Here is a 20,822-nt window from a genome sequence, read left to right on the forward strand (position 1 = left end):
CGATCCGGCGACCGATGTGAACGTGATACCGGCCGAATAGGGGGAGCCTTGCCGAAAGTCCGTGCGACGGCGATCATTACCGCCGCGTTGCTCGTCGTGGTGCTGGTCGCGGGCTGCACCAGATTGATCGACGGCCGTGCCGTCTCCATCTACGATGACCCGTTCAAGGTGGCCGGGCTGCCGACCACCAGCGGCCCGAGCGGACCGCGACCTGGCGTCGAGAACAGCACGCTCACCGCGACCAACGGCGACGGCGGCCCCGAGGACACCTTGGCGCTCAACGCCGTCGAAGACATCCAGACCTACTGGCACGGAGAATTCGGCAAGGAATTCCAGAGCGGCGATTTCAAGCCGGTCGACACGCTGCTGTCCTGGAGCGCGAAGGCGCCCCGCAGCGACGCCCGCGAATTCTGCAAGGAAACCACTTTCCACCTGGTGAATGCCGCCTATTGCCGCCTGGACAACTCCATCGGCTGGGACCGCTCCGTGCTGCTGCCCGCCATGACCGAGACCTTCGGCAAGATGGCCGTGGTCATGGTGCTCGCGCACGAATACGGGCACGCGGTGCAGACCATGGCCCGGCTGGTCGGCGCCAAGGACCCGGTGATCGTCAAGGAACAGCAGGCCGACTGCTTCGCCGGTGCGTTCATGCGCTCGGTCGCCGAGGGCAAGTCCAAGCACTTCACCATCAACACCTCCGACGGCCTCAACTCCGTCCTGGCCGCCACCGTGGCCATCCGCGACTCCGACCCCGACGACCCGGAAAGCGTGCACGGCTCGGCCTTCGAGCGCGTCACCGCGGTGCAGGTCGGTTTCACCGACGGCCCCAAGGGCTGCAAGCGGATCGACATCGACGAGATCAACCAGCGGCGCGGCAATCTGCCGAAGGACTTCAGCGGCGACACCGGCCGTGGCGAATACGAGATCAACAAGGGCACCCTGGTCGAGCTCAGCAAGGCCCTCGCCGCGCTGCTGCCGACCAAGCCGGCGCCCACCTACGACTACTCCGGCGCCAAGATCGCCTGCCGCGACGGCGTCGCCACCGAGCCGGTCAGTTACTGCCCCGACACCAACACCATCGGCACCGACATTCCCGCCCTTGCCCAGCGCGGCGCGTCCAACTGGGACGTGGACGATCCGTTGCCGCTCAAGGTGACCGGCGACTACAACGGCTACATCGTCTTCATCTCCCGCTACACCCTCGCGGTCCAGCAGCACAACGGCCAGGAGCTGGTCGGCGCCAAGACCGGCCTGCGCGCGGCCTGCCTGTCCGGCGTCGTCACCGGCAAGCTCGCCGCACCGAACCGCCCGGCCGCGCAGGGCGACATCGGCCTCGCCGCAGGCGATCTCGACGAAGCGGTCTCCGGCCTGCTCACCGACGGCCTGGCCGCCAGCGACGTCCAGGGCAACACCGTGCGCAGCGGCTTCGCCCGCGTCGACGCCTTCCGCGCCGGCGTGATCAACGGCGAAAAGACCTGCACGTCAAGGTATTCGTAGTCGGCCTAGCCGCCGAACGGCGGAGGCGCGGAGTGTTCGAAGCGCAGGACGCGGTTGCCGAGCATGACCTCGGCGCCGGGGACCAGGACCATGGATTGGTTGGGGGCCAGTCGAATCCAGTCCCGGTAGCCGGGCAGGCGGGTCCGCGTTCCGTTGGTGGAGCCGCGATCCACCACGGTCACGTCCCAGTTCAACAGATGGACCTCGGCGTGGGCGCGGGACATGCCGCCGGAGGAATCCTCCACCCGTAGCGGGACCAGGCCGCGTTGCGCGGCGTCGGAATGCTCTGGGTCGCGGCCGATCACCGCGTCCGCGGCGAGCACGTAGGTCATGCCGTCGTCGAGGATCAGGATGCCGAGCGGCGGGCGGATCACCTCGATCAGCGCCTGGGTCTGGTCCACCGGCATGCCGCACACCGTGCAGAACGCCGCCCGCGGATCGCTGGGATGCGCTCTGGCGCACTTGAATCCCATCACCTTGACGGTGAGCGCGGTGGCCTTCGCCGTCGCCTCCAGCCGCCGCTGCAACTCCGGATCGGGCGGTGCGGCCGGGGTGGTGCCGCCCACCTCGGTATGCGCCTGATGCGGGTCCTCGTCGAGGTCGTGCGCGGCGGTCGAGCGCTGACTTCCGGTGGGCGGCTGCGGTTCCCGCTGCGGCGCGTCGTGGTCGAGGCGCGCGGTCGGCAGCGGTTCCTCGTCGTCGCGCCGATGCGCGCCCGCGCGCGGCGATCCGGTCAACGCCCTGGTGCGCACCTCCTCGGACCAGATGATCGCCCCGCCCGCCTGCGCGATGCCCTCGACCAGCCAGCCGATGCCGCGCTGCGCGGGCAGCTCGGGGATGCGGCCCTTGGCGTCGTCGACGAACAACGCGACCGCCCGCGCGGGCAGGCCGGCCACCCGGTCCACGGTGAACGCCGCGTCACTGCCCCGAAACCGCTCGACCGTGCCGTCCCCGGCCAGCACCGCGGTCACCGCGCCGTGCAGGAAGATCGCCACCCCACCGTTTTCCGCGGTGGACAGGATGCCGAAGTCGATCGGCTCCCCCGGGCTGATCTGCTCGGCCTGCTTCATCAGCCACCGGGTGGCCTGGCGCGCGATCACCGCGCCGGGTCCGTTCGGTACCTGTCCGGACGCCTCGCGCACCAGCTCGGCCAGCGATTCCACGGCGAGCGCGGCGGTCGAATCCTGGGTCAATCTGCCCGGACCGCGATGCCCGACCACGACGAGCGCCCCGGCGACCCGCACCACCGCGTGACCACCGACGACGACCTCGACCTGCCGATCCATCAGCGGGATCGGCCTCTACCGAGGGCGCTGTTCGGGGGCGTCGTCACACGAACCAGGGTATTGCAATCCGACAACTATCGATCCCCCTCCCAGGCGTCCGTCCGGTAACTTCAGTGGCAGCACGTGAAGAAACGAGGACCCGTCATGGTTCGCACATCGCGAATCGCGCTTGCCGCGTCGTGTATCACATTGGCTGGTCTTCTGACCGGGTGCGGCGGGGTACGCGGCACCGCCACGGCGGGCGAGGTCGACGTACGCCAGCTAGAGGTCGGCACCTACGCGGTGGACCGGCACCAGTACAACCAGGACCCCGGCGACAAGGCCGCGCTACTCGAGGGCATGCGGATGTCGGACGCGGTGGCGCCGACCGTGCTGATCGATCCGTCGCTGAAGGTCGGCCGGGGCAGCACCGTGGTGGCCGACGCCGAGCAGGCCCTCGATTTCGTGGCCAAATCGTCCAAGCCGGTGTTCGACGAGCGCAAGCTGCTCACCGGTTACGCGGCCAGCGGCGCCGATCGGCCCGACCCGGCGGGGCAGACCAACCCGGCCCCGGAAGCGACCGCGGTGACCACCGCGCTGTTCCGCTTCCCGGATCCGGCGATCGCCAAGCTCGCCGCCCGCGAGCTGGAAGACGTGGACATCACCATCTCGCCGGACAACCGCAAACTGCCCTCGACCAAGTACCCGGACGCCTACATCCATTGGCGCCCAGGCGTTCCCACCGTCGGCACCTTCATGGCCTACAAGGAATTCGTCATCTCCCTGTTCATCCAGCGTCCGCGCGCCGACGGCGCCGACCTGACCGGCTGGGTCGACAAGACGCTGGCCGCGCAGGTCAACCAGCTGGATAGATTCCAGGCGACGCCGCAGGAGAAGATCAAGGACCTGAAGGTCGATCCGGACGGGCTGCTCGCCAGGGTCGCGGTCAGCGATCGCAAGAACCGCGTCCCCGACGCCGCCGTCTTCGCCACCTTCGGCCCGCGCCACATGGTGCACCGCGCCGAGGACGAGTCCGCGCACCTGCGCCTGGTCGAGGAGGCGGGCGTCGACCGGCAGGCCGTCGCCGACGACAGCTACGTCGCCCGCACCAGGGACACCGCCGCCGCCCAGAAACTGGCCGACGGGCTGATGGAAAGCGAAGGCGCGCACTACGACACGCTCGGCGCACCGAGGGACGTGCCCGGCGCCAAATGCCTGCAGCTCAACAGCAAGGGCAACCCGGACCGCGAATACAAGTTCCGGTGCTATGTCCCGTACAAGCGATATGTGGGTGTCGTCACGAGCGACAAAGAACCGGATGTCCGGCAGAAAGTGGCCGCGGAGTACGCGCTGCTCGCGAACAGTTTGTGAGCCGAATCCCGAACGTTGTGGCCGGGTGTCGCGTCACGCGGTGACGTAGGATTTCGCCGGAACCACAGTCGGCAGGGGAGGGATGTTGCAGCTCCGCGCGAAAACGATGCCGCGCCGGACGGCGTATGCCCTGTGCATGGCGGCGATACTGGCGATGGCCGCCGGAGGTTGCGGATCGGATGAACCGCGTGCGGAAACTCCCGTCGTCGCCGTCGACCTGAGCAAGCTGGACGTCGGAAATTACGACGCGGCACCGCGTCAATTGGGCGCGGTGAAAAGCCTCGAGCAGGCCCGGATAATCGAAGCGGAACGGCTCGGCAATTTCGTGCCGGTGCCGCTCGACATCGACTCCCGTTTCACGTACAGCAATCCGTTCGCCGCCACGGTGTTCACCGACCCGAAGTTCGCCCTCGGCAAGATCATGGCCGTCGACCGGTTCGCCGAGGCCGCGCCGGATTTCGTCGCGGGCTTCCAGAGCTACGGTCGCACCGAGGAGGACAACCGGGGCATCGACCTGCTGAACGCGGTGCTGATCTTCCCGGACGAGCAGAAGGCCACGGACGCCGCCGCGGCGCTCGAGCGGGTCGACCACGAGGCGAACGACCGCAACACCGCCGTGGCGATACCGAAATACCCGGCCGCGCACGCACACTGGCAACCGAATCAGCAATCGATCGGATCCTGGTTTGCCACCGGCAAATTCGTCGTCTTCACCTGGATCTACGACTACCTGAAGGTTTACCTGGAGAAGGTCGATCTGCCCGCGATGCTGACGCTGGTGGAAAAGAGCCTCGACACGGTGGTCCCGGCCATCACCAAGTTCACTCCGACCCCGCCCGACAAACTGATGGACCTGCACATCGACCTGGACGGCATGCTCAACCGCACCATCGCACGGCCGAAGGAAGACTCCTGGCTCAACCCGCCCGGCGCCTTCCACGCCCGCACCGCGCTGCATTTCGTCAATGATCCGCCCAGTACGCTCCGCCATCTCGAGACGGCGGGCGCCGACCGGTACGCGTCGAATGGAGTCGAGCTCTACCGGGCACGCGACGCCGCAGCGGCCGCGACCCTGCAGAAAGACATGGGCGGCCTGAACAAACGATTCCGGAGCGCCGCCGCGCCGGCGAATCTGCCCGCCGCCACCTGCCACGAGTACATCGGACGAACGACCATGGCCATCCGCTTCTACTGCTCGGTGTCCTACGACCGCTACACGGCGTTCTCGGCCTCGCACCAATTGCTGGACGCCCAGCAGCGGATCTCGGCCGAGTACACGCTGCTGGTGAACACCAAATGAGGCGCGCGGTGTTGTTGTCGTTCGCCGCCCTGGCGACGGCGGGCCTTACCGCGTGCGGATCGACCGTAGCCGGGAGCTTCCAGCCCGCCGAGGTCGATATCCGCAACCTCGATACCGGGTCCTACCCCACCGAGCCGCCCAATGCGCACGACGACGACTACCGTCCCGATTTCACCTCCATGCCGCACATCGCCGCAATGCGATTGTCGGACTACGTATTACCGGCTTACGAAATAGATCCGCACCTGAAATACGGCCAACTGCCGTTCGAGATAACCCGCGGACTGCTGCCCGGCGAACTCGGCAGCGAAGGCGACCTGAAGCCCGTCGCCGAGCGGAACAAATTGCTGTTCGGTTTCAAGACCACCGGTTTCGATCAGAAGACCACGATCGTCCCGTCCGCCTGGCCGATCAAGACGACGCAGCACGCGACGGCGATCTCGACGATGGTCATGCAGTTTCCCGATCCGGAGCGGGCGACGGCGGCCGCGGCGCAGTTCTATGACGCGGATCTGAATGCCAACCGGGAGCAGAACCAGCCTGTGACGCTGCCGAATTACCCTTCCGCCCACGCGCATTGGCGGCCGGGCACGCCGTTTCTGCGCGCGTTCCTTGCACACGGGTCCTATGTCGTCGCCTATCTGGTGTCCACCAATGAACCGGACCTGAACGCATTACTCGGACTCGCCGAAAAGTCCTATGCCGCACAGCTTCCCGCGCTGGATCAACTGAAGCCGCTCACCGAGGAAGAACTGTACCAATTGCCCTGGGACACCGATCATCTGCTGAGCCGCACCTTGAATCCGAACAAGTCCGAACGACCGGCAATCGGCAGTCAGGCAATCTACGGACTGCGCGGCATCGTGCAATACGCCGACGATCTGAGTGTCGCGAAACAACGGTTCAGCGCGATGAACGCGGACCGATTCGCCGTGTCCAACGGCACCATTGTGGCCCGCACGCCGGATTCGGCGACGGCGAAGCGGATCGTCGCCGAACGGCGCACCCCCGCCCCGGCGGCGCACGATGCCGACGCCCCGCCGAATGTGCCGGATTCCGCGTGCGTCGAGAACAAACATTCGGCCATGGATTTCGAGATAAAGCGATTCACCTGCATTGTCGCCTATCGCCAATACGCGGGCTTCGTCACCGGCGATCAGTTGCTGGACGTGCAGCAACGGGCCGCCGCACAGTACGCGATTTTCGCGAACAGCCGCTGATGCGACGCACCCGGCTCATTCCGCGCGTTCCAGTATGCTGCCGCGTGGGGACCGACTCAGGAGATTGTGGATCATGGCGATAAGCCCCGGCACCATCGTGGGCGGGTACCGCGTCCAGGGCGTGCTCGGCGCGGGCGGCATGGGCACCGTCTACCTGGCCAAACATCCCAGCCTGCCGCGCATGGACGCGCTGAAGGTGCTCAGCGGCGAACTCAGCAGCGACCACGAGTTCCGCACCCGCTTCGAACGCGAGGCCAACCTCGCCGCCGGCCTCGACCATCCGAACATCGTCTCGGTCTACAACCGCGGCGAAGAAGACGGTCAGCTGTGGATCGCGATGCAGTACGTCGACGGCACCGACGCCTCGGCCGAGCTGGCCAGGGACCGGCGGGCTATGAATCCGCTTCGCGCACTGCGCATCACCACCGAGGTCGGCAAGGGCCTCGACTACGCGCACCGAAAAGGCCTGCTGCACCGCGACGTCAAGCCGGCCAACTTCCTGCTCTCCTCCACCGAGGGCGACGAAGAACGCGTGCTGCTCACCGATTTCGGCGTCGCCAAGTCCAACGACGACACCACCGAACTCACCCAGACCGGCAGCTTCGTCGCGACCATCGCCTACGCCCCGCCGGAGCAACTGGTCGGCGGCCACCTCGACCACCGGGCCGACATCTACAGCCTGGCCTGCGCCTTCTTCAAGCTGCTCACCGGCCGAAACCCGTACCCCGCAACCCAACCCGCGCTGGTCATGATGGGCCACCTGCACGAGCCGCCACCACTGGCCACCGCCGTCGACCCCAGCCTGCCCGCCGCCATCGATCACGTCTTCGCCAAGGCGATGGCGAAGGACCCCACCGACCGGTACAACACCTGCCGCGAATTCACCGACGCGGCCGCCGCCGCCTTCTCCCCCGGGTTTGTCCCGGCCCCGGCGAGCACCTCGGGCTCCTATCCGATCCAGTCCTACGATCCCCGGCCGAATACCGATCCACGCGTTGCGTTTTCGGGCCCGCAGACGGTGGCGCCGCCGGTCTCTTCGCGCAGGCGGTGGATTCTCGGAGTGGGTGCCGGTGCCGTTGTTGTGGCGCTGGCCGCAGGTGTGGGCATCTGGGGACTCGGTGATAACGACAAGTCCGGCTCCACCATCGCGGCCACGACCACGGCGGCCAGCTCCACGGTCGCCGTCAGCGCGTTACCGTCGAAGGCACAGGCCCGTGCCGCCAATCCCGCCTTCCGCGGCAAGACCATCACGCTGGTGGATGTGCAGCGCATGGTCGGTTCGAGTAAACCGGTTTCGATCTTCCTCGGCGGCACCGCCCAGGCGAAGTTCCTGGAGGACCTCGGCTTCGTCTACAACCTGAGCTACGCGGCGCAGGGCGACGAGCCGTCACCTCGCCCGATGAAACCGGGAGACTCGCTCGAGGTGGCCTCCGACAGCTACGTCCTCGCGGTTCGCACCGACGAAGACGCCGGCGGTGGCGGGCTGCGCGGGCTCCCCTACCAGGTCGCGGGCACCCGGGCCACCGTCATCCCGCTCGACGATCCCGAAGCGGTAGCCGCATTTCGTAATTGGAATCCGGATTCGGAGCAGATACTGCTGGACAAGCTGGTCCCGCTGCTCCAGAAGCGGGTGAAGTAGCCCGAACAGTGTCGCGGGTCGGCAGTCCCAGGTGTTATGTTGCCGACTGCGTGGCGTCGCTGGTGCACGTGCGTGCACCCGGGGGGATCATCGTTCGTTGGCTTGTCCTCCTGCTTGCCGGTCGATGGAGGGAACGATGCGGACAGCACTGGGAACACTCGCGGCCGGGTTGGTCGTCTTGACGGTGGGCACCGCAGGATGCGGGTCGGACTCGCCACCACCACCGCCTGCCGTCGATGTCAGCCAGCTCGATGTCGGCAGTTACGCAACGGCGCCGCGCGAGATCGGTAAACCTGGATTCGACCGGGCGCGCCTCAGCGAAGGCCAGCGAATGGGCAACTTCGTCCCGTTGCCGACGGATGTCGACCCACGCTTCACCGTTCAGATCATCTCTGACATCTCGACGACCCGGGGATTCATCGAGACCTTATCTTCACTCGGGCTGTCCGACGATAGTTTCCGTGCGACCACACCGGGCTTCATCGCTGGTTTCTCCAGTACCGCGTACACCGAGAGGGATCTACTGATCGCCACCTCCCTGGAGAACACCGTGCTGTTGTTCGCCGACCAACAAGCCGCCACGCGGGCGGCCGACGCTCTCACACAGGCCTTCGCCACTGAGAAGGGTTTCAGCGAACCGGTGAATATCGGCAAATATCCAGACGCACACGCGATATGGAAGCCCGGGACACAGGAGCTCTACTCATTCCAAGCGAGCGGGCAGTACGTCATCCACACCGCGATCCGGGATGAAGCCAAGAAAGTGCTCGACACCGTCGACCTACCGGCCATGGTCGCGCTCGTGGAGAAGAGCATCGATACGGTCGGCGCTCGGCTGCGGGAGTTCCGTCCGACGCCACCGGACAAGCTGACGGATACCCCATTGGACCATGACGGCATGCTCGGTCGGGCTCTCCCACGACCGAACGAAGACGGTTGGCGCAACCCTCCTGGCCTCTACGACCGGGCCGGCGCACCCCACCTGAGCCGCGATCCCGCGCAGGATAAGAAGTTGTTCGACGAGGCCGGGGTCGACTGGATGGCGTACAACGCCGGATATCTCTATCGCGCCCGGGATCGCAAAGGCGCGCAGCTCATTCGAGACAGTCACGGCGCGCTGAGCAAGCTCTATCGGCCGATCGATCCGCCGAGGAATCTCCCCGATGCCCGCTGCCGTGAGTTCCGCCCGAAAGATGCGCTGGTCCCCAGATTTCACTGCGCTGTGTCCTTCGACCGCTACACGGCTGAGGTGACATCGGATCAGCTGATCGATGTATACCAACGGATCTCGGCGCAGTACGCAATTCTCACGAGGGCGAAGTGAGCCTCATGATCAACCGGAGCGTTCGACTCGTCGCAGCCGCCGTCGTGCTGCTCACCACCGCCGGATGCGGTTCATCGATAACCGGCGCACCGATGCAGGGCGAGATAGACGTGCGCCCGCTCGACGTCGGCAAGTACCCCACGGAGCCACTCGACACCTACTCGCAGTACTCGCACTCGCTCCGCAAAGGAACCGCACTGGCGGTGTCGCGGCTGGCGAACCATGTGGTTACCGGCATCGACATCGACCCCAAACTGCGATACGGCACCGGTGTCCAGGAAATCACCAAACCCGACGACGTCAAGAACGCCTTGGCGGAACAGAGCGTATCGATCGCGGCGCGGAACAAGGTATTGTTCGGGTTCGCTTCCGGCAGTAGCGATTTCCGACCGGAGACCGCGGTTGCCGTACCACTGGAATCGACGCTCACGACGGTGACCGTCATGCAGTTTCCCGATCCTGCGGCTGCTGAGCAAGCAGCCCGCGAATTCGAAGATGCCGATTTCGCCGTGGCACCCGACCAGAACGAACGCGTCTCGCTCGCAAAATATCCACTGGCGCACTCTCATTGGCGCCCGGGGACGCCCACGATCGGATCGGTCATCGCACACGGCAACTATGTGATCAATACTTTCGTCTCCACATCCCAGTCCGATCTCACCGCCCTGACCGGAATAGTCGAGAAGATATATTCCGCACAGCTACCGATGCTGGATACCCTCACGCCGCTATCAGCCGAGCAGGTCCTGCGTTTGGATATCGACCCCGAGGGCATGATCCGCCGGGTGCTCAACCCGATGAAGCTGCCCGTTCCCGATGTCGGCGGACTCGCGACATACGAACTGCAAGGATTCCTGCACTGGCAGACCGACCGGATGGCGGCGCGGATCCTGTACGCCAAGAGTGAGCATTTCGCATTCTCGGATGCCTACTCCGCGACGACGAACAGCTACACCAGGGGGATCGCCCAAAGTTTCGGCAAAGGGATCGGCAGGTTCCTCGAGGGTGCCATCCTGATCCGAGCGCGAGACACCGACTCGGCCAGAGAGTTATGGTCGGCGATTCTCGACGCGCCAGATGCTGGGCAAGCGCCACCGAACGTACCGGACAGTAAATGCGCCGAACTTCCGACGGACAGATATGTCAAGGACTGGATTTGCGTCGTTCGGTACCGCGTCTACGTCGGCTACGTCTGGAGCACCCAGCTCCAGGACACGCAACAGCGTGCGGCGGCACAATACGCGCTGCTCGCCAACAGTCAATAGCATCGTCGACCCGGCCCAACACTGACGGCTTCCTGCCGATATACCCACGATCTGCTGTAGCGAGAGCCATAGTGGTTGGGTAAGGTATACGCAGCCAGCCCACTCGCCAATCAAGACATCAGCGAGCAGGGGGAAGGAGGGGAGCCGAGCGCTGGCGTTGCAAGCATGCCAAGATCATTACGTCCGTGACCTGACGAGCGGCCCGTCCGCGGCCCCGACAGCACGGATGCGCAAGGGCAAAGGACGCTGGGGTCTGATCTCCGTAGGGGGAGATCCAAATTTTCTCGAGTCGGATGGAACCGATCAGACCTATCGAGCGTCCAATCAGATGTACAGGCCAACTGGGGGCTTCTGCCGTTGGCCGAGACGGGAAACCGAGGAGGAGCCGAAATGGCAGGACAGCTCGAAGCGAACAACGACACGATCAAGGCGTTCGCAAACAACTGCAGGGATCGTCACGCCGCCCTGCAGAACGCGATCACCGCGTTGAACACGAAGTCGGATGACACCACCGCGACCTGGTCGGGCCAAGCGCGGGCGGCGTTCGATTCGCTCATGGACAACTACTTCGCCCAGGCGAAGAAGCTGAACGACACGCTCGACCAGACCGCCGACAAGCTCACCAAGGCCGGTCACGCCTTCGCCGCGCAGGACGAGCAGTTCGCCCAGCAGGTGGCGCAGCAGGCTTCCAGCCTCACGCTTCCCTGACCGATCAGCTGAACCACCAGATACCAAAGGAGAAGCTCCAGATGGCAGCCAACAACCCAGACACCATTTCCTCTAACTTCGGAGCGGTCGAGGCTGGTGCCCAGTCCATCGTGGCCGAAGCGAAGAACATCTCGAGCATGCTCGAGGACTTCCACAAGCAGGTCACCGACTTCGTGACCAACTACTGGAAGGGTGACGCGAACGATGCGTTCGCCCAGCTCCAGTCGCAGTGGAACACCAGCGTCACCCAGCTGAACGCCACGCTGGAGACCGCCGGTCGCGCCGTCAGCTCCGGCAACACGGATCTGCAGAGCACCGACACCAGCCTCGCTGGTCTTTTCTGAGATCCTGTCTCGGCCAATTCGGGCCCCCGGCAAGCTACTTGCCGGGGGCCCGAATTATGTCCGCTCGATGATTTCCTGCACGTAACCACCGAGGGGTTCTCGAGGGCGCAACTCTTTCCGCTGGATGCCACCTGATTCTCCCGCGAGAGTTGCACGTTGAACCGGCTAAGGCCATTCGCGCTCAAACGAATCGCAGGCTGAATCGAGCGCACTGGCGTTACTGAATCACGCGGACCGAACTACCGAAGTTCTCGCAGGTGGTCGACAAGGACTGCCAGTCGTTGTCGGCATATTGGCAGCCGATGCTGACCTGAATTCCGTACTCCAGCAGCACATGCCAGCGGACGGTGGAACCGTCGCCGGGGCGTTCGGTGTAGGCGAGGGTGGACCGGCCGCCGTAGACGACGTCGCGCTGCAAGTCGGACATCACGCCCGCCGGGCGCTGCTTCATCTGGGTCTCTAGTTTCGTCGCGACCTGGTCGTAGGTGGCACCCGGTGCGACCGGGGTTTGCGTCACTGTGACGCGGAGGCGGGCACCGTCGTCCGGGGACAGATCCACCCGAGACCTGCCGGAGGCGTCCGGCGTCGAGGCGATATGCCAGCCGTCGGGGACCTGGAAGCGGATGCGGCCGTAGGTTTCCGGACCTGCCGCAGGGGTGGTCGTCGGTGCGGCGGCGGTACTGCTCGGTGCCGATTCACCGCTGGGTACGGCGGTGGCAGGCGCGGCCACCGGTGCATCGTCGGATCGGTTCAGGAACACAACCCCGCCGACGACCGCCGCAGCGACCACGACTACCGCGGCGACGGCCGCGCCCACATATCCGAGACCGCCACGACGCGGCTGTTGAGCAGCGGCGCGTTCGCGCAACGGCTGCATCCATTCGTCCTGCGGCAGGACGGACGGCAGCTCCGACTGATGGATCGGTTCGGTCTGCCGGCCTCGGATCAGATCGGATCCGATGAGCGCCCGCAACCCGATGCCCTGTCCACAGCGCTGCTGAACGGCCGCACGGAGAACGTCCAGCTTTCCGGCCTCGGTGACGCCCACGGATTGCGCGAGGTCGGCCGGCTGACCGTCGAGCACCCGGTCGATCAACGCGCACAAGGCCGTGAAGCCACGCGATTCCGGTAGCACCTCGGCGAGCGCGAGAGTCGGCTGGTGCTCGCAGGATTCGATGTGCACGCCCTGATGGCTCCGGATGACCGCGGTGGCCGTGGTGGTGAGCGCGCCGAACTCCAGCACCAGCGTGCGACGACTGTGGCTGGTGCCCTCGTCCGCCGCCACCGCCCGCACCGCAAGCTCCTCGAACACGACGTCCGCTGTGAAGCGACGAGCCGCCTGGTCGAGGACGGACCGCCGCGACGCACCCCATTCGGTCGGGCAGATCAGCGTGATCCGCTCGCACGGCGCGGCGACCCGCAGGTTTTCCAGCACCGCGGCGAACACGGCGGTCAGACCGTCCACGACGCTGGGAACGCGCGGCAGCAACGCGATCGCCTCGGCGGGCACGTACTGCACCGCGGAACTCACCTGCGTCGGCGGGGCCAGCGGCTCCCCGACCACCAGATCGAACCCGTTGCTACCCAACACGATCGAGGGCGGCACGTCCCAGTGCGTCGTCGCGCCACGCGCCCAGACACGCGTGTCGGTGACCACGAGCTCGACGGTGGACATCAGGCCGGCGGCGGCATCCAGGCCGTCTGGATCAGGCCTTCGCCGCTTCGGGAGACATAGGTGCCACGCCCCGGAGGCATCGGACCCGGCCGCGTCGTACCCATCAGCACGCCCTCGTCACGGCTGCAACTCATGGTCAGACCGGCCGCACTGAGGTCCTTCATCCTGGCCAGCGTCGCCTCGAACATGGCGCGGCCGGCACCGCCGGAACGCCGGGCGATGATCAGGTGGAAACCCAGGTCTCGGGCATGCGGCAGATGTTCCAGCAACGCCTGCACCGGATTACCGCTCGACGTGGACACCAGGTCGTAGTCGTCGATGATCACGTACAGCTCGGGTCCGCTCCACCAGGAGCGTTCCTTCAGCTGCTGCGGAGTGACGTCCGTGCCCGGCGACCGATTGCTGACGTATGCGGCCAGGTCGATCATGTTCTGCGTGAACTGCGGTGCGGTCGAGCCGTATCCGGCGAGGTAACCCTCCGGCACCAGGCCGAGCATCGAACGCCGGTAGTCGCCCATGATGATGCGCGCCTGGTCCGGCGTGTTCGACGCGCAGATGCCCTCGACGATCGAGCGCAGCAGCGTGGTCTTTCCCGACTCGGTGTCGCCGATGATGATGAAGTGCGGGCTCACGGCGAAGTCGATATAGACCGGCGCCAGCTCGGCTTCGTTGATACCGATCGGGATTCGCATGCACTTGGCCGACCGGTCGACCTGCGACGGCCAGTTTCCGGCCAGCTGGAGCATCTGCTCGCGCGGCAGTTCCTCGGGCAGCATGCGCACCGACGGCGCCGGGCGACCGGGGGTCAGGCGGGCGATGGTCGCGACGGCGTCGGCGACGGCCTGGCCGATATCGGTCGGGTCCGAGCTGCCGTCGATGCGCGGCAGACCGGTCAGCATGTGCAGGCAGTCCGGCGTCATGCCGCGACCGGGGCGGGCCTGCGGAACCATCGATGCGAACTTGCGCCCGAGGTCGGAGTCCATCGGATCACCGAGCCGCAGTTCGATTCTGGTGGCGATCTGGTCCTTCAGCGCGGGCCGCGCCTCGCGCCAGCCGGCCAGCGCGATGACGATGTGCACGCCGTACGACAGACCCTGCACGGCCAGGTTCATGATCGTCTGTTCGAGCAGCTCGAAGTCCTGGCGGATGGAGCCGAAGCCGTCGATCACCAGGAACACATCGCCGAACGGATCCTCGTGCGCACCGGTCGCGGCCGGGCTGCTGGACGGATCCATGGCGCGCAGGCGGCGGAACTCGGTCATCGACTCGATGCCGAGCTGCCGGAACCGCGCCTCGCGCGTGCGCACGATGGTGGTCATCTCGGCGACGGTGCGCCGGACCTGGTCTCCGTCCAATCGGCTTGCGACCGAACCGACGTGGGGCAGGCCCTGCAGGCTCATCAGCGTGCCGCCACCGAAGTCGAGGCAGTAGAACTGCACCTGCTCGGCGGTGTGGGTGAGCGACATGGCCATGATCAGGGTGCGCAGCGCGGTCGACTTGCCGGACTGCGGGCCGCCGACGACGGCGACGTTGCCGCGCGCGCCGGACAGGTCGACGACCATCGGGTCACGCCGCTGGTCGTACGGCCGGTCGACGATGCCGATCGGCGCGCGCAGCGTGGCCACCGCGGAGTACTCGCCGGTGAGGATCGAGCGCGGGATGAGCTGGTCGAGCGTGGGCGCCTCGTCCAGCGGCGGCAACCAGATCTCGTGTGCGGGACGGCCGTGGCCGTTGATCCGCGAGACCAGCATGTGCACGTTGGACACCTGCTCGCCGTCCTCGCCCTGATGCTCGGTCTCGCTGGGCTCGGCGGGCAGCGGAACCCGGTCCACCGCACGGAAATCCACGTGGGTGGCGGTGAACGGGCGGGCCTTGATATCGATGTCGCCGGATTGGGTGGCGACGGTGATGTCGCGCTGCGAACCGCCGCCGACATACGGGCCGGAGACGTAGGAGGCCTGGAACCGGACGATCTCGCCGGAGTCCGACTTCAGGTAGCCGCCACCGGGATTGTTCGGCAGGTTGTAGGCGTCGGGCACGCCGAGCACCTGGCGAGATTCGTTGGCGGAGAAGGTCTTCAGGCCGATGCGGTAGGAGAGGTGGCTCTCCAGGCCCTTCAGCTTGCCCTCTTCCAGGCGCTGCGAGGCGAGCAGCAGGTGCACGTGCAGCGAGCGGCCGAGCCGGCCGATCATGACGAACAGTTCGGCGAAATCCGGGTGCTGGGTGAGCAATTCGGAGAACTCGTCGAGCACCACGAACAGCGCGGGCAGCGGATCGAGGTCGGCGCCGGCGGCGCGGGCCTTCTCGTATTCGGAGACGTTGGCGAAGTTGCCCGCGGCACGCAGCACCTCCTGGCGGCGGTTCATCTCACCGGCCAGCGCGTCCTTCATCCGGTCGACGAGGTCGGCCTCTTCTTCCAGGTTGGTGATGACGGCCGCGACGTGCGGCACACTGTCCAAGCCGAGGAAGGTCGCACCGCCCTTGAAGTCGACGAGCACCAGGTTGAGCTGGTCCGGGGAGTGCGTGGCGAGCAGGCTGAGCACCAGGGTGCGCAGGAACTCCGACTTACCCGAACCGGTCGCGCCGATGCACAGGCCGTGCGGGCCCATGCCGTTCTCGGCGGCTTCCTTGATGTCGAGTTCGACGGGCAGGCCGTCGGCGCCGACGCCGAAGGGGACGCGCAGCCGCTCCCGGCCGTAGCGCGGACGCCACGCGTGCTCGGGGTTGAACGTGCCGATGTCGCCGAGGCCCATCAGCTGACTCCAGGTCGAGATCACCTCGGAGTCGTCGGTTTCCACGTCGCTGCTGCGCTGGGTCGCCGCGCGATACGGGGCGAGCCTGCGGGCCACCTGCTGCGCCTGCTGCGGGCTGATCCGGTCGATCAGCGCGAAGCGCTCCTGGTTGCCGGTCGCGCCGCGGCCGACGCATTCGCCGTTCTCCACGATCATCTTGATGCCGCGCGAGACCGCCAGCCGCGGGGCGTAACCGCACAGGTCGATGATGGTGACGCCCTCGTAGCCGGATTCGCGCAGCTGATCGTCCTCGGCCTCGAGCAGGCCGCCGTCGACCACGATCACGATGTGCACCATGTTCGCGTTGGCCGGCTGGTTACGCGAGTAGCGGACCCGGTTGCCGAGCAGCGGCTGCAATCCGGCCATGGCCTCGCGGATCGAGCCGTAGAACATGCGCTGGGTGCCGATGCCGTCCTGGGCGTCGGGGTGCTGGGTGTGCGGGAGCCACTTGGTCCACTCCCACTCGCGCGCGGTGTCCGGACCGCAGACGAAGGCGAACAGCACCTGGTCCGGCGCCTGGAACATGCTGAGCTGCAACAGCATCGCGCGGGTCATGTCCCTGGCCTCGACCCGGTCGCCGTCCAGCGCGATGGTCGCGAAGCCCTTGACCGCGATGGCGGTCGGCAGATCGGGCACGGTGGAGTGCGCGCGCACGAAGCGGCGCAGCGAGACCGCCGCGATCGGCTCCAGCTCCTCGACCGGTCCGGTCTCCGGCGCGACCAGGCGGGTCGCCAGGCGCTGGCCGCCGACGCCGATGCGGGCGTGGCAGAAGTCCTTGTCGCCGGCCCGGCGCTCCCACATGCGGCTGGTGCCCGCGAGCATCCAGATCAGGGTGGGCTCGGGATGACTCCACTCGACCGAGGCGCGCTGCTGGGTCGCCGTGGTGTCGACGTCGCGGCGCACCTGGTCCAGATAACGCAGATAGTCCTTGCGGTCCTCATTCGCCTCGGCGGCCTTGGCCCCCTTGCCGCCGCCCTGGCCCGCGAACATGCCGACCATGGAGAACATCATCATGAGCGGGAACATCATGCTCATCGGATTCGACCCGATGCCACCACCCTGGGTGAACATCAGCGCCATCATGCCGACCATGCCGATGATCATCACGACCGGCATCAGCTTCATCAGCAGGTTGCCCGGCGTCACCCTGGGGATCTCGGGCGGCGGCTGCAAGGTGACCTCGCCGCCGGGCGAGCGCGGCATCTCCCGGCGCGCGCGTCGCTGAAACCGGACGGTACTCATCTGCGAGAATCCCCCTCCTCGACTGCTGTGATTCCGGCTCAGTGTAGAGGCCCCAGCCGACATGTCGTACAGTTCGACCAGCATTCTGCTGCCCGAACCGTGGGTTCGCAAACTCGACGTAGGGTCTCGGGTTTGCGAAAATACGAGGTAGAAGACGAGTTGGGGGAAGCTTGACGCACGCGCGACTTGACCACATCGATGAAAACTCCTCGCACGGCATCGTCCGCGCACCGGACCTCGCCCGGGTGACGATCCTCGCCAAGCACACCCAGGTGGACATGGCGATCCCGGTGGACGTGCCGGTCGCGCTGGTGATTCCGAGCGTCGTCGACATGGTCGCACAGCACAGCCGCTCCAACGACTTCGACAACGAGGGCGAGCGCTTCGAGCCCGCCGAGTGGGTGCTGGCCCGGATCGGTCACCCCCCGTTCTCCAACTCGCTCAGCCTCGGCGAACACGGTGTGCGCGACGGCGAGCTGCTCATGCTGGAGAGCGCCTCGCACACCGCGCCCACGCCGCTGTTCGACGACATCATGTACAACGTCGCGATCGCCGATACCGATCATTACCGCAGCTGGACCCCCAAGGTCGCGCGGATCACCGGCTCGGTGCTCGCCGCCCTCACCATGCTCGTCGGCTGTCTCGGGCTGCTGCTCGCGCCCGGCTCGCTGCCCTACTGGGTCAGCGGTTCGGTCGCGCTGGCGGTGACGATCCTGCTGGTGGTCGCGGCCATGGTGCTCAGCCGGATGTACGGGGACACCTCGACCGCGCTGGTGCTCGGTGGCTGCGCACTACCGACCGCCTTCACCGCAGGCATGCTCTATGTGCCCGATCATTACGGCTGGCCGCATATTCTGCTCGGCTCTGTATTACTAGGCGCCACCGCGGTTTTGGCGTGGCGGGTCAGCGGTGTCGGTCTCGCGCTGTTCATCGGTGCCACCACGCTTGCCGTGTATGCCGTGCCCGCCGCCCTGGTCGGGCTGCTCACCGCACAGCCGGAGCGCGCGATCGGCGCCGGCGCCGCGGCCCTCGGCCTCGCCGGTCTGGCCCTCGCGCCGCGAATCTCCATGCTGCTGGCCAAATTGCCGCTGCCGCCGGTCCCCTCCCCCGGCACCCCGATCGACCCGACCGAGGACGACCCCGACGATCACCGCGCCCTGCCGACCATGGAGGCGCTGCGGGTGAAGTCGGAGCGGGCCCGCATGTACCTGGCCGGCCTGGTCGCCGCCACCACGCTGGTCACCGTCGTAGGCGCGCTCGCCGCCACCGACCCGATGGCCGACGACCCGTACTGGCAGGGCATCGCCCTGGCCATCGTGTGCGCCGTCGTCCTGATGTTCCGCAGCCGCACCTACGCGGGCGCCGAACAAGCCGTCGTCCTCATCGCGGGCGGCGCGGGCATCGTGCTGATCATGTTGATCGGCGCCAGTTTCGAGATGGACCAGCCGCTCGCCGTCTTCGGCGCCGCCATGGTCATCCTCATCGCCGCCCTCATCCTCGGCATCATCATCCCCAACCAATCGGCCACCCCACCCATGCGCCGCGGCGTAGAACTGCTCGAATACGCCTTCGTAGCCGCCGTCCTCCCCCTGGTCTTCTGGGTGGCCGGCCTCTACTCCCTCGTCCGCGGGCTGTGAACCGCTACCTGCGCACCGGCGCGGCAGCCGCGGTCATCGGGCTGAGCATGTCGTTCGGGTTGGGCGCGAGTCAGGGTGTGGCATACGCGGATCGGCCACCGCCGGTCGACCCGGGAAGGCTCTTACCCGGAGACCCGGCGCGACCACCAGACAAGACTGAGCATCCCGCCAACACGCCCTGCGCGTCTACTCAACAGGGCGGAGAGGGTCCCGCCGCTCCGCTACCACAGCTTGCGCTCAACATCAACCGTGCTTGGGACTTTTCTCGCGGCGAAGGCCAACTCATAGCGGTCATCGATACGGGTGTCACCCGTAACCCTCGTCTGCCGAATTTGGAAGCGGGCGGCGATTATGTGGCGGATCCAGGCGACGGCATCAGCGAGGACTGCGACGGACACGGGACGGTTGTCGCCGGCATAATCGGCGCGAAACCAGTTGATGGGCAAGGCTTTCATGGTGTGGCACCCGACGCGCGGATCGTGTCGATTCGTCAAACCAGCAAGTTTTACGAAGCCCAGGGCCGACCGGACAAGAAACCGGAAGATCCCCCGAAGGGCTACGGCAACATCAATGCACTCGCCTCTGCGATCCGTCGAGCCGCCGATATGAACGCGTCGGTCATCAACATCTCATTGGTCTTGTGTGTGCCAGGCAGCCAACAACCCGCAGACGAGGCGGTCGGCGCTGCGGTGCGCTACGCCACGCTGGAGCGGAATTCTGTGGTGGTGACGGCAGCCGGCAACACCGACAACTACTGCAAGCCGAGTAACCCGAACGTCATCAACCCACTCCATCCGAATAGCGACCCGTGGAAGAACGTGACTACCAACGTCACACCCGCGCGTTTCGACGACTATGTCCTTTCGGTCGGATCCATCGATCAGAACGGCGCACCGTCGACGTTCACCGTGCCGGGTCCGTGGATGGGCGTAGCAGCGCCGGGCGAAAACATTGTTTCCCTCGATGCGCGCAGCAACGGCACCATTACCGGGATTTACGACAATGACCAAATGATCCCTCTGGCAGGCACCAGCTTTGCCGCTCCGTATGTGTCCGGCGTTGTCGCACTGGTTCGTGCCCGGTTCCCCGAACTGAGTCCACTCGAAGTGATCAAACGCATCGAGGCCACCGCACACGCACCAGCCGAGGGGTGGAACCCCTATGTCGGCTACGGCGCAGTCGATCCGATCGCAGCGCTCACTGCCGAAACCACGAAACCTCTGCCCCCGAAAAAGCCCTCCGCGCCCAAGCAGGTTCAGTTGGCGGTCCCCGCACCAACCCCGCCACCGGACAACCGAGCCCGCAACATCGCCCTGATCGGCAGCAGCACCGTCGCCATCCTGCTGATCCTCGGCATGCTCGCATCGTTCCCGATTCGCCGCAGATTCGGCGTTTCCGGCGACGATATGTAAGTCGCCCGAACTCACCAAAACCAACGAAGGGCCTCAGCCGAAGCGGCTGACGCAGCAAGATCACGGCCGGTTCCATCGGTTCGGGAACTTCTTCGATCCGCTCGGCTCGACAGCTCGTGCGGGCTGCCGGA

General features: G+C 66.4%; 14 protein-coding genes. 11 read left to right on the plus strand and 3 right to left on the minus strand.

Features of this window, described 5'->3' with window-relative positions; translation table 11 throughout:
- The first annotated feature begins 48 nt into the window (after nucleotides 1–48).
- Complete coding sequence (locus ACFQ9K_RS34705; RefSeq protein WP_378718142.1) at nucleotides 49–1,497, plus strand: metallopeptidase; 1,449 nt, start codon at nucleotides 49–51, stop codon at nucleotides 1,495–1,497.
- 5 nt (nucleotides 1,498–1,502) lie between these two features.
- Here ACFQ9K_RS34705 and ACFQ9K_RS34710 read toward each other — a convergent pair whose 3' ends face one another.
- Nucleotides 1,503–2,783: an FHA domain-containing protein gene (locus tag ACFQ9K_RS34710; RefSeq protein WP_378718144.1), complete on the minus strand. Its 1,281-nt coding sequence runs from the start codon at nucleotides 2,781–2,783 to the stop codon at nucleotides 1,503–1,505.
- 189 nt (nucleotides 2,784–2,972) lie between these two features.
- Here ACFQ9K_RS34710 and ACFQ9K_RS34715 point away from each other — a divergent pair, with 189 nt between their 5' ends.
- The 8 genes from ACFQ9K_RS34715 to ACFQ9K_RS34750 all read left to right on the plus strand — a co-directional run bounded on the left by ACFQ9K_RS34715 (nucleotide 2,973) and on the right by ACFQ9K_RS34750 (nucleotide 11,933).
- Nucleotides 2,973–4,133, plus strand: a complete 1,161-nt coding sequence (locus ACFQ9K_RS34715; protein WP_378718146.1) for a hypothetical protein — start codon at nucleotides 2,973–2,975, stop codon at nucleotides 4,131–4,133.
- 136 nt (nucleotides 4,134–4,269) lie between these two features.
- A complete protein-coding gene (locus ACFQ9K_RS34720; RefSeq protein ID WP_378718148.1) occupies nucleotides 4,270–5,433 on the plus strand; it encodes a hypothetical protein in 1,164 nt (387 codons plus the stop codon).
- 8 nt (nucleotides 5,434–5,441) lie between these two features.
- Nucleotides 5,442–6,653: a hypothetical protein gene (locus ACFQ9K_RS34725; protein WP_378984094.1), complete on the plus strand. Its 1,212-nt coding sequence runs from the start codon at nucleotides 5,442–5,444 to the stop codon at nucleotides 6,651–6,653.
- A 73-nt stretch (nucleotides 6,654–6,726) separates the two neighbouring features.
- Nucleotides 6,727–8,292 (plus strand): serine/threonine-protein kinase, encoded by a 1,566-nt coding sequence (locus tag ACFQ9K_RS34730; protein WP_378718152.1) that lies wholly within the window; start codon nucleotides 6,727–6,729, stop codon nucleotides 8,290–8,292.
- 136 nt (nucleotides 8,293–8,428) lie between these two features.
- Entirely contained in the window at nucleotides 8,429–9,616 is a 1,188-nt protein-coding gene (locus tag ACFQ9K_RS34735) for a hypothetical protein (protein WP_378718153.1), read from the plus strand.
- Nucleotides 9,613–10,881, plus strand: coding sequence for a hypothetical protein (locus ACFQ9K_RS34740; protein ID WP_378718154.1), 1,269 nt, complete (start codon nucleotides 9,613–9,615; stop codon nucleotides 10,879–10,881). The genes ACFQ9K_RS34735 and ACFQ9K_RS34740 overlap by 4 nt, the downstream gene beginning before the upstream one ends.
- Nucleotides 10,882–11,271: 390 nt before the next feature.
- The gene (locus ACFQ9K_RS34745) at nucleotides 11,272–11,589 is read left to right on the plus strand and encodes a WXG100 family type VII secretion target (RefSeq protein ID WP_378718156.1); all 318 of its coding nucleotides are present in this window, start codon (nucleotides 11,272–11,274) and stop codon (nucleotides 11,587–11,589) included.
- Nucleotides 11,590–11,630: 41 nt separating this feature from the next.
- The gene (locus ACFQ9K_RS34750) at nucleotides 11,631–11,933 is read left to right on the plus strand and encodes a WXG100 family type VII secretion target (protein ID WP_378718158.1); all 303 of its coding nucleotides are present in this window, start codon (nucleotides 11,631–11,633) and stop codon (nucleotides 11,931–11,933) included.
- Nucleotides 11,934–12,150: 217 nt separating this feature from the next.
- Here ACFQ9K_RS34750 and ACFQ9K_RS34755 read toward each other — a convergent pair whose 3' ends face one another.
- Entirely contained in the window at nucleotides 12,151–13,590 is a 1,440-nt protein-coding gene (locus ACFQ9K_RS34755) for a type VII secretion-associated protein (protein ID WP_378725044.1), read from the minus strand.
- A 17-nt stretch (nucleotides 13,591–13,607) separates the two neighbouring features.
- Nucleotides 13,608–17,642: a type VII secretion protein EccCa gene (gene eccCa, locus ACFQ9K_RS34760; protein WP_378725046.1), complete on the minus strand. Its 4,035-nt coding sequence runs from the start codon at nucleotides 17,640–17,642 to the stop codon at nucleotides 13,608–13,610.
- 170 nt (nucleotides 17,643–17,812) lie between these two features.
- On the opposite strand from eccCa, the gene eccD reads away from it, so the two are divergent.
- Together eccD and mycP are read left to right on the plus strand one after the other, a co-directional pair.
- Entirely contained in the window at nucleotides 17,813–19,279 is a 1,467-nt protein-coding gene (gene eccD, locus ACFQ9K_RS34765) for a type VII secretion integral membrane protein EccD (protein ID WP_378725049.1), read from the plus strand.
- Nucleotides 19,276–20,691 carry a type VII secretion-associated serine protease mycosin gene (mycP, locus tag ACFQ9K_RS34770; RefSeq protein WP_378725051.1) on the plus strand — a complete coding sequence of 472 codons (1,416 nt, stop codon included), beginning with the start codon at nucleotides 19,276–19,278 and terminating at the stop codon, nucleotides 20,689–20,691. The genes eccD and mycP overlap by 4 nt, the downstream gene beginning before the upstream one ends.
- Nucleotides 20,692–20,822: the final 131 nt, after the last annotated feature.

The organism is Nocardia sp. NPDC056564 (assembly GCF_042793755.1).
Classification (GTDB): domain Bacteria; phylum Actinomycetota; class Actinomycetes; order Mycobacteriales; family Mycobacteriaceae; genus Nocardia.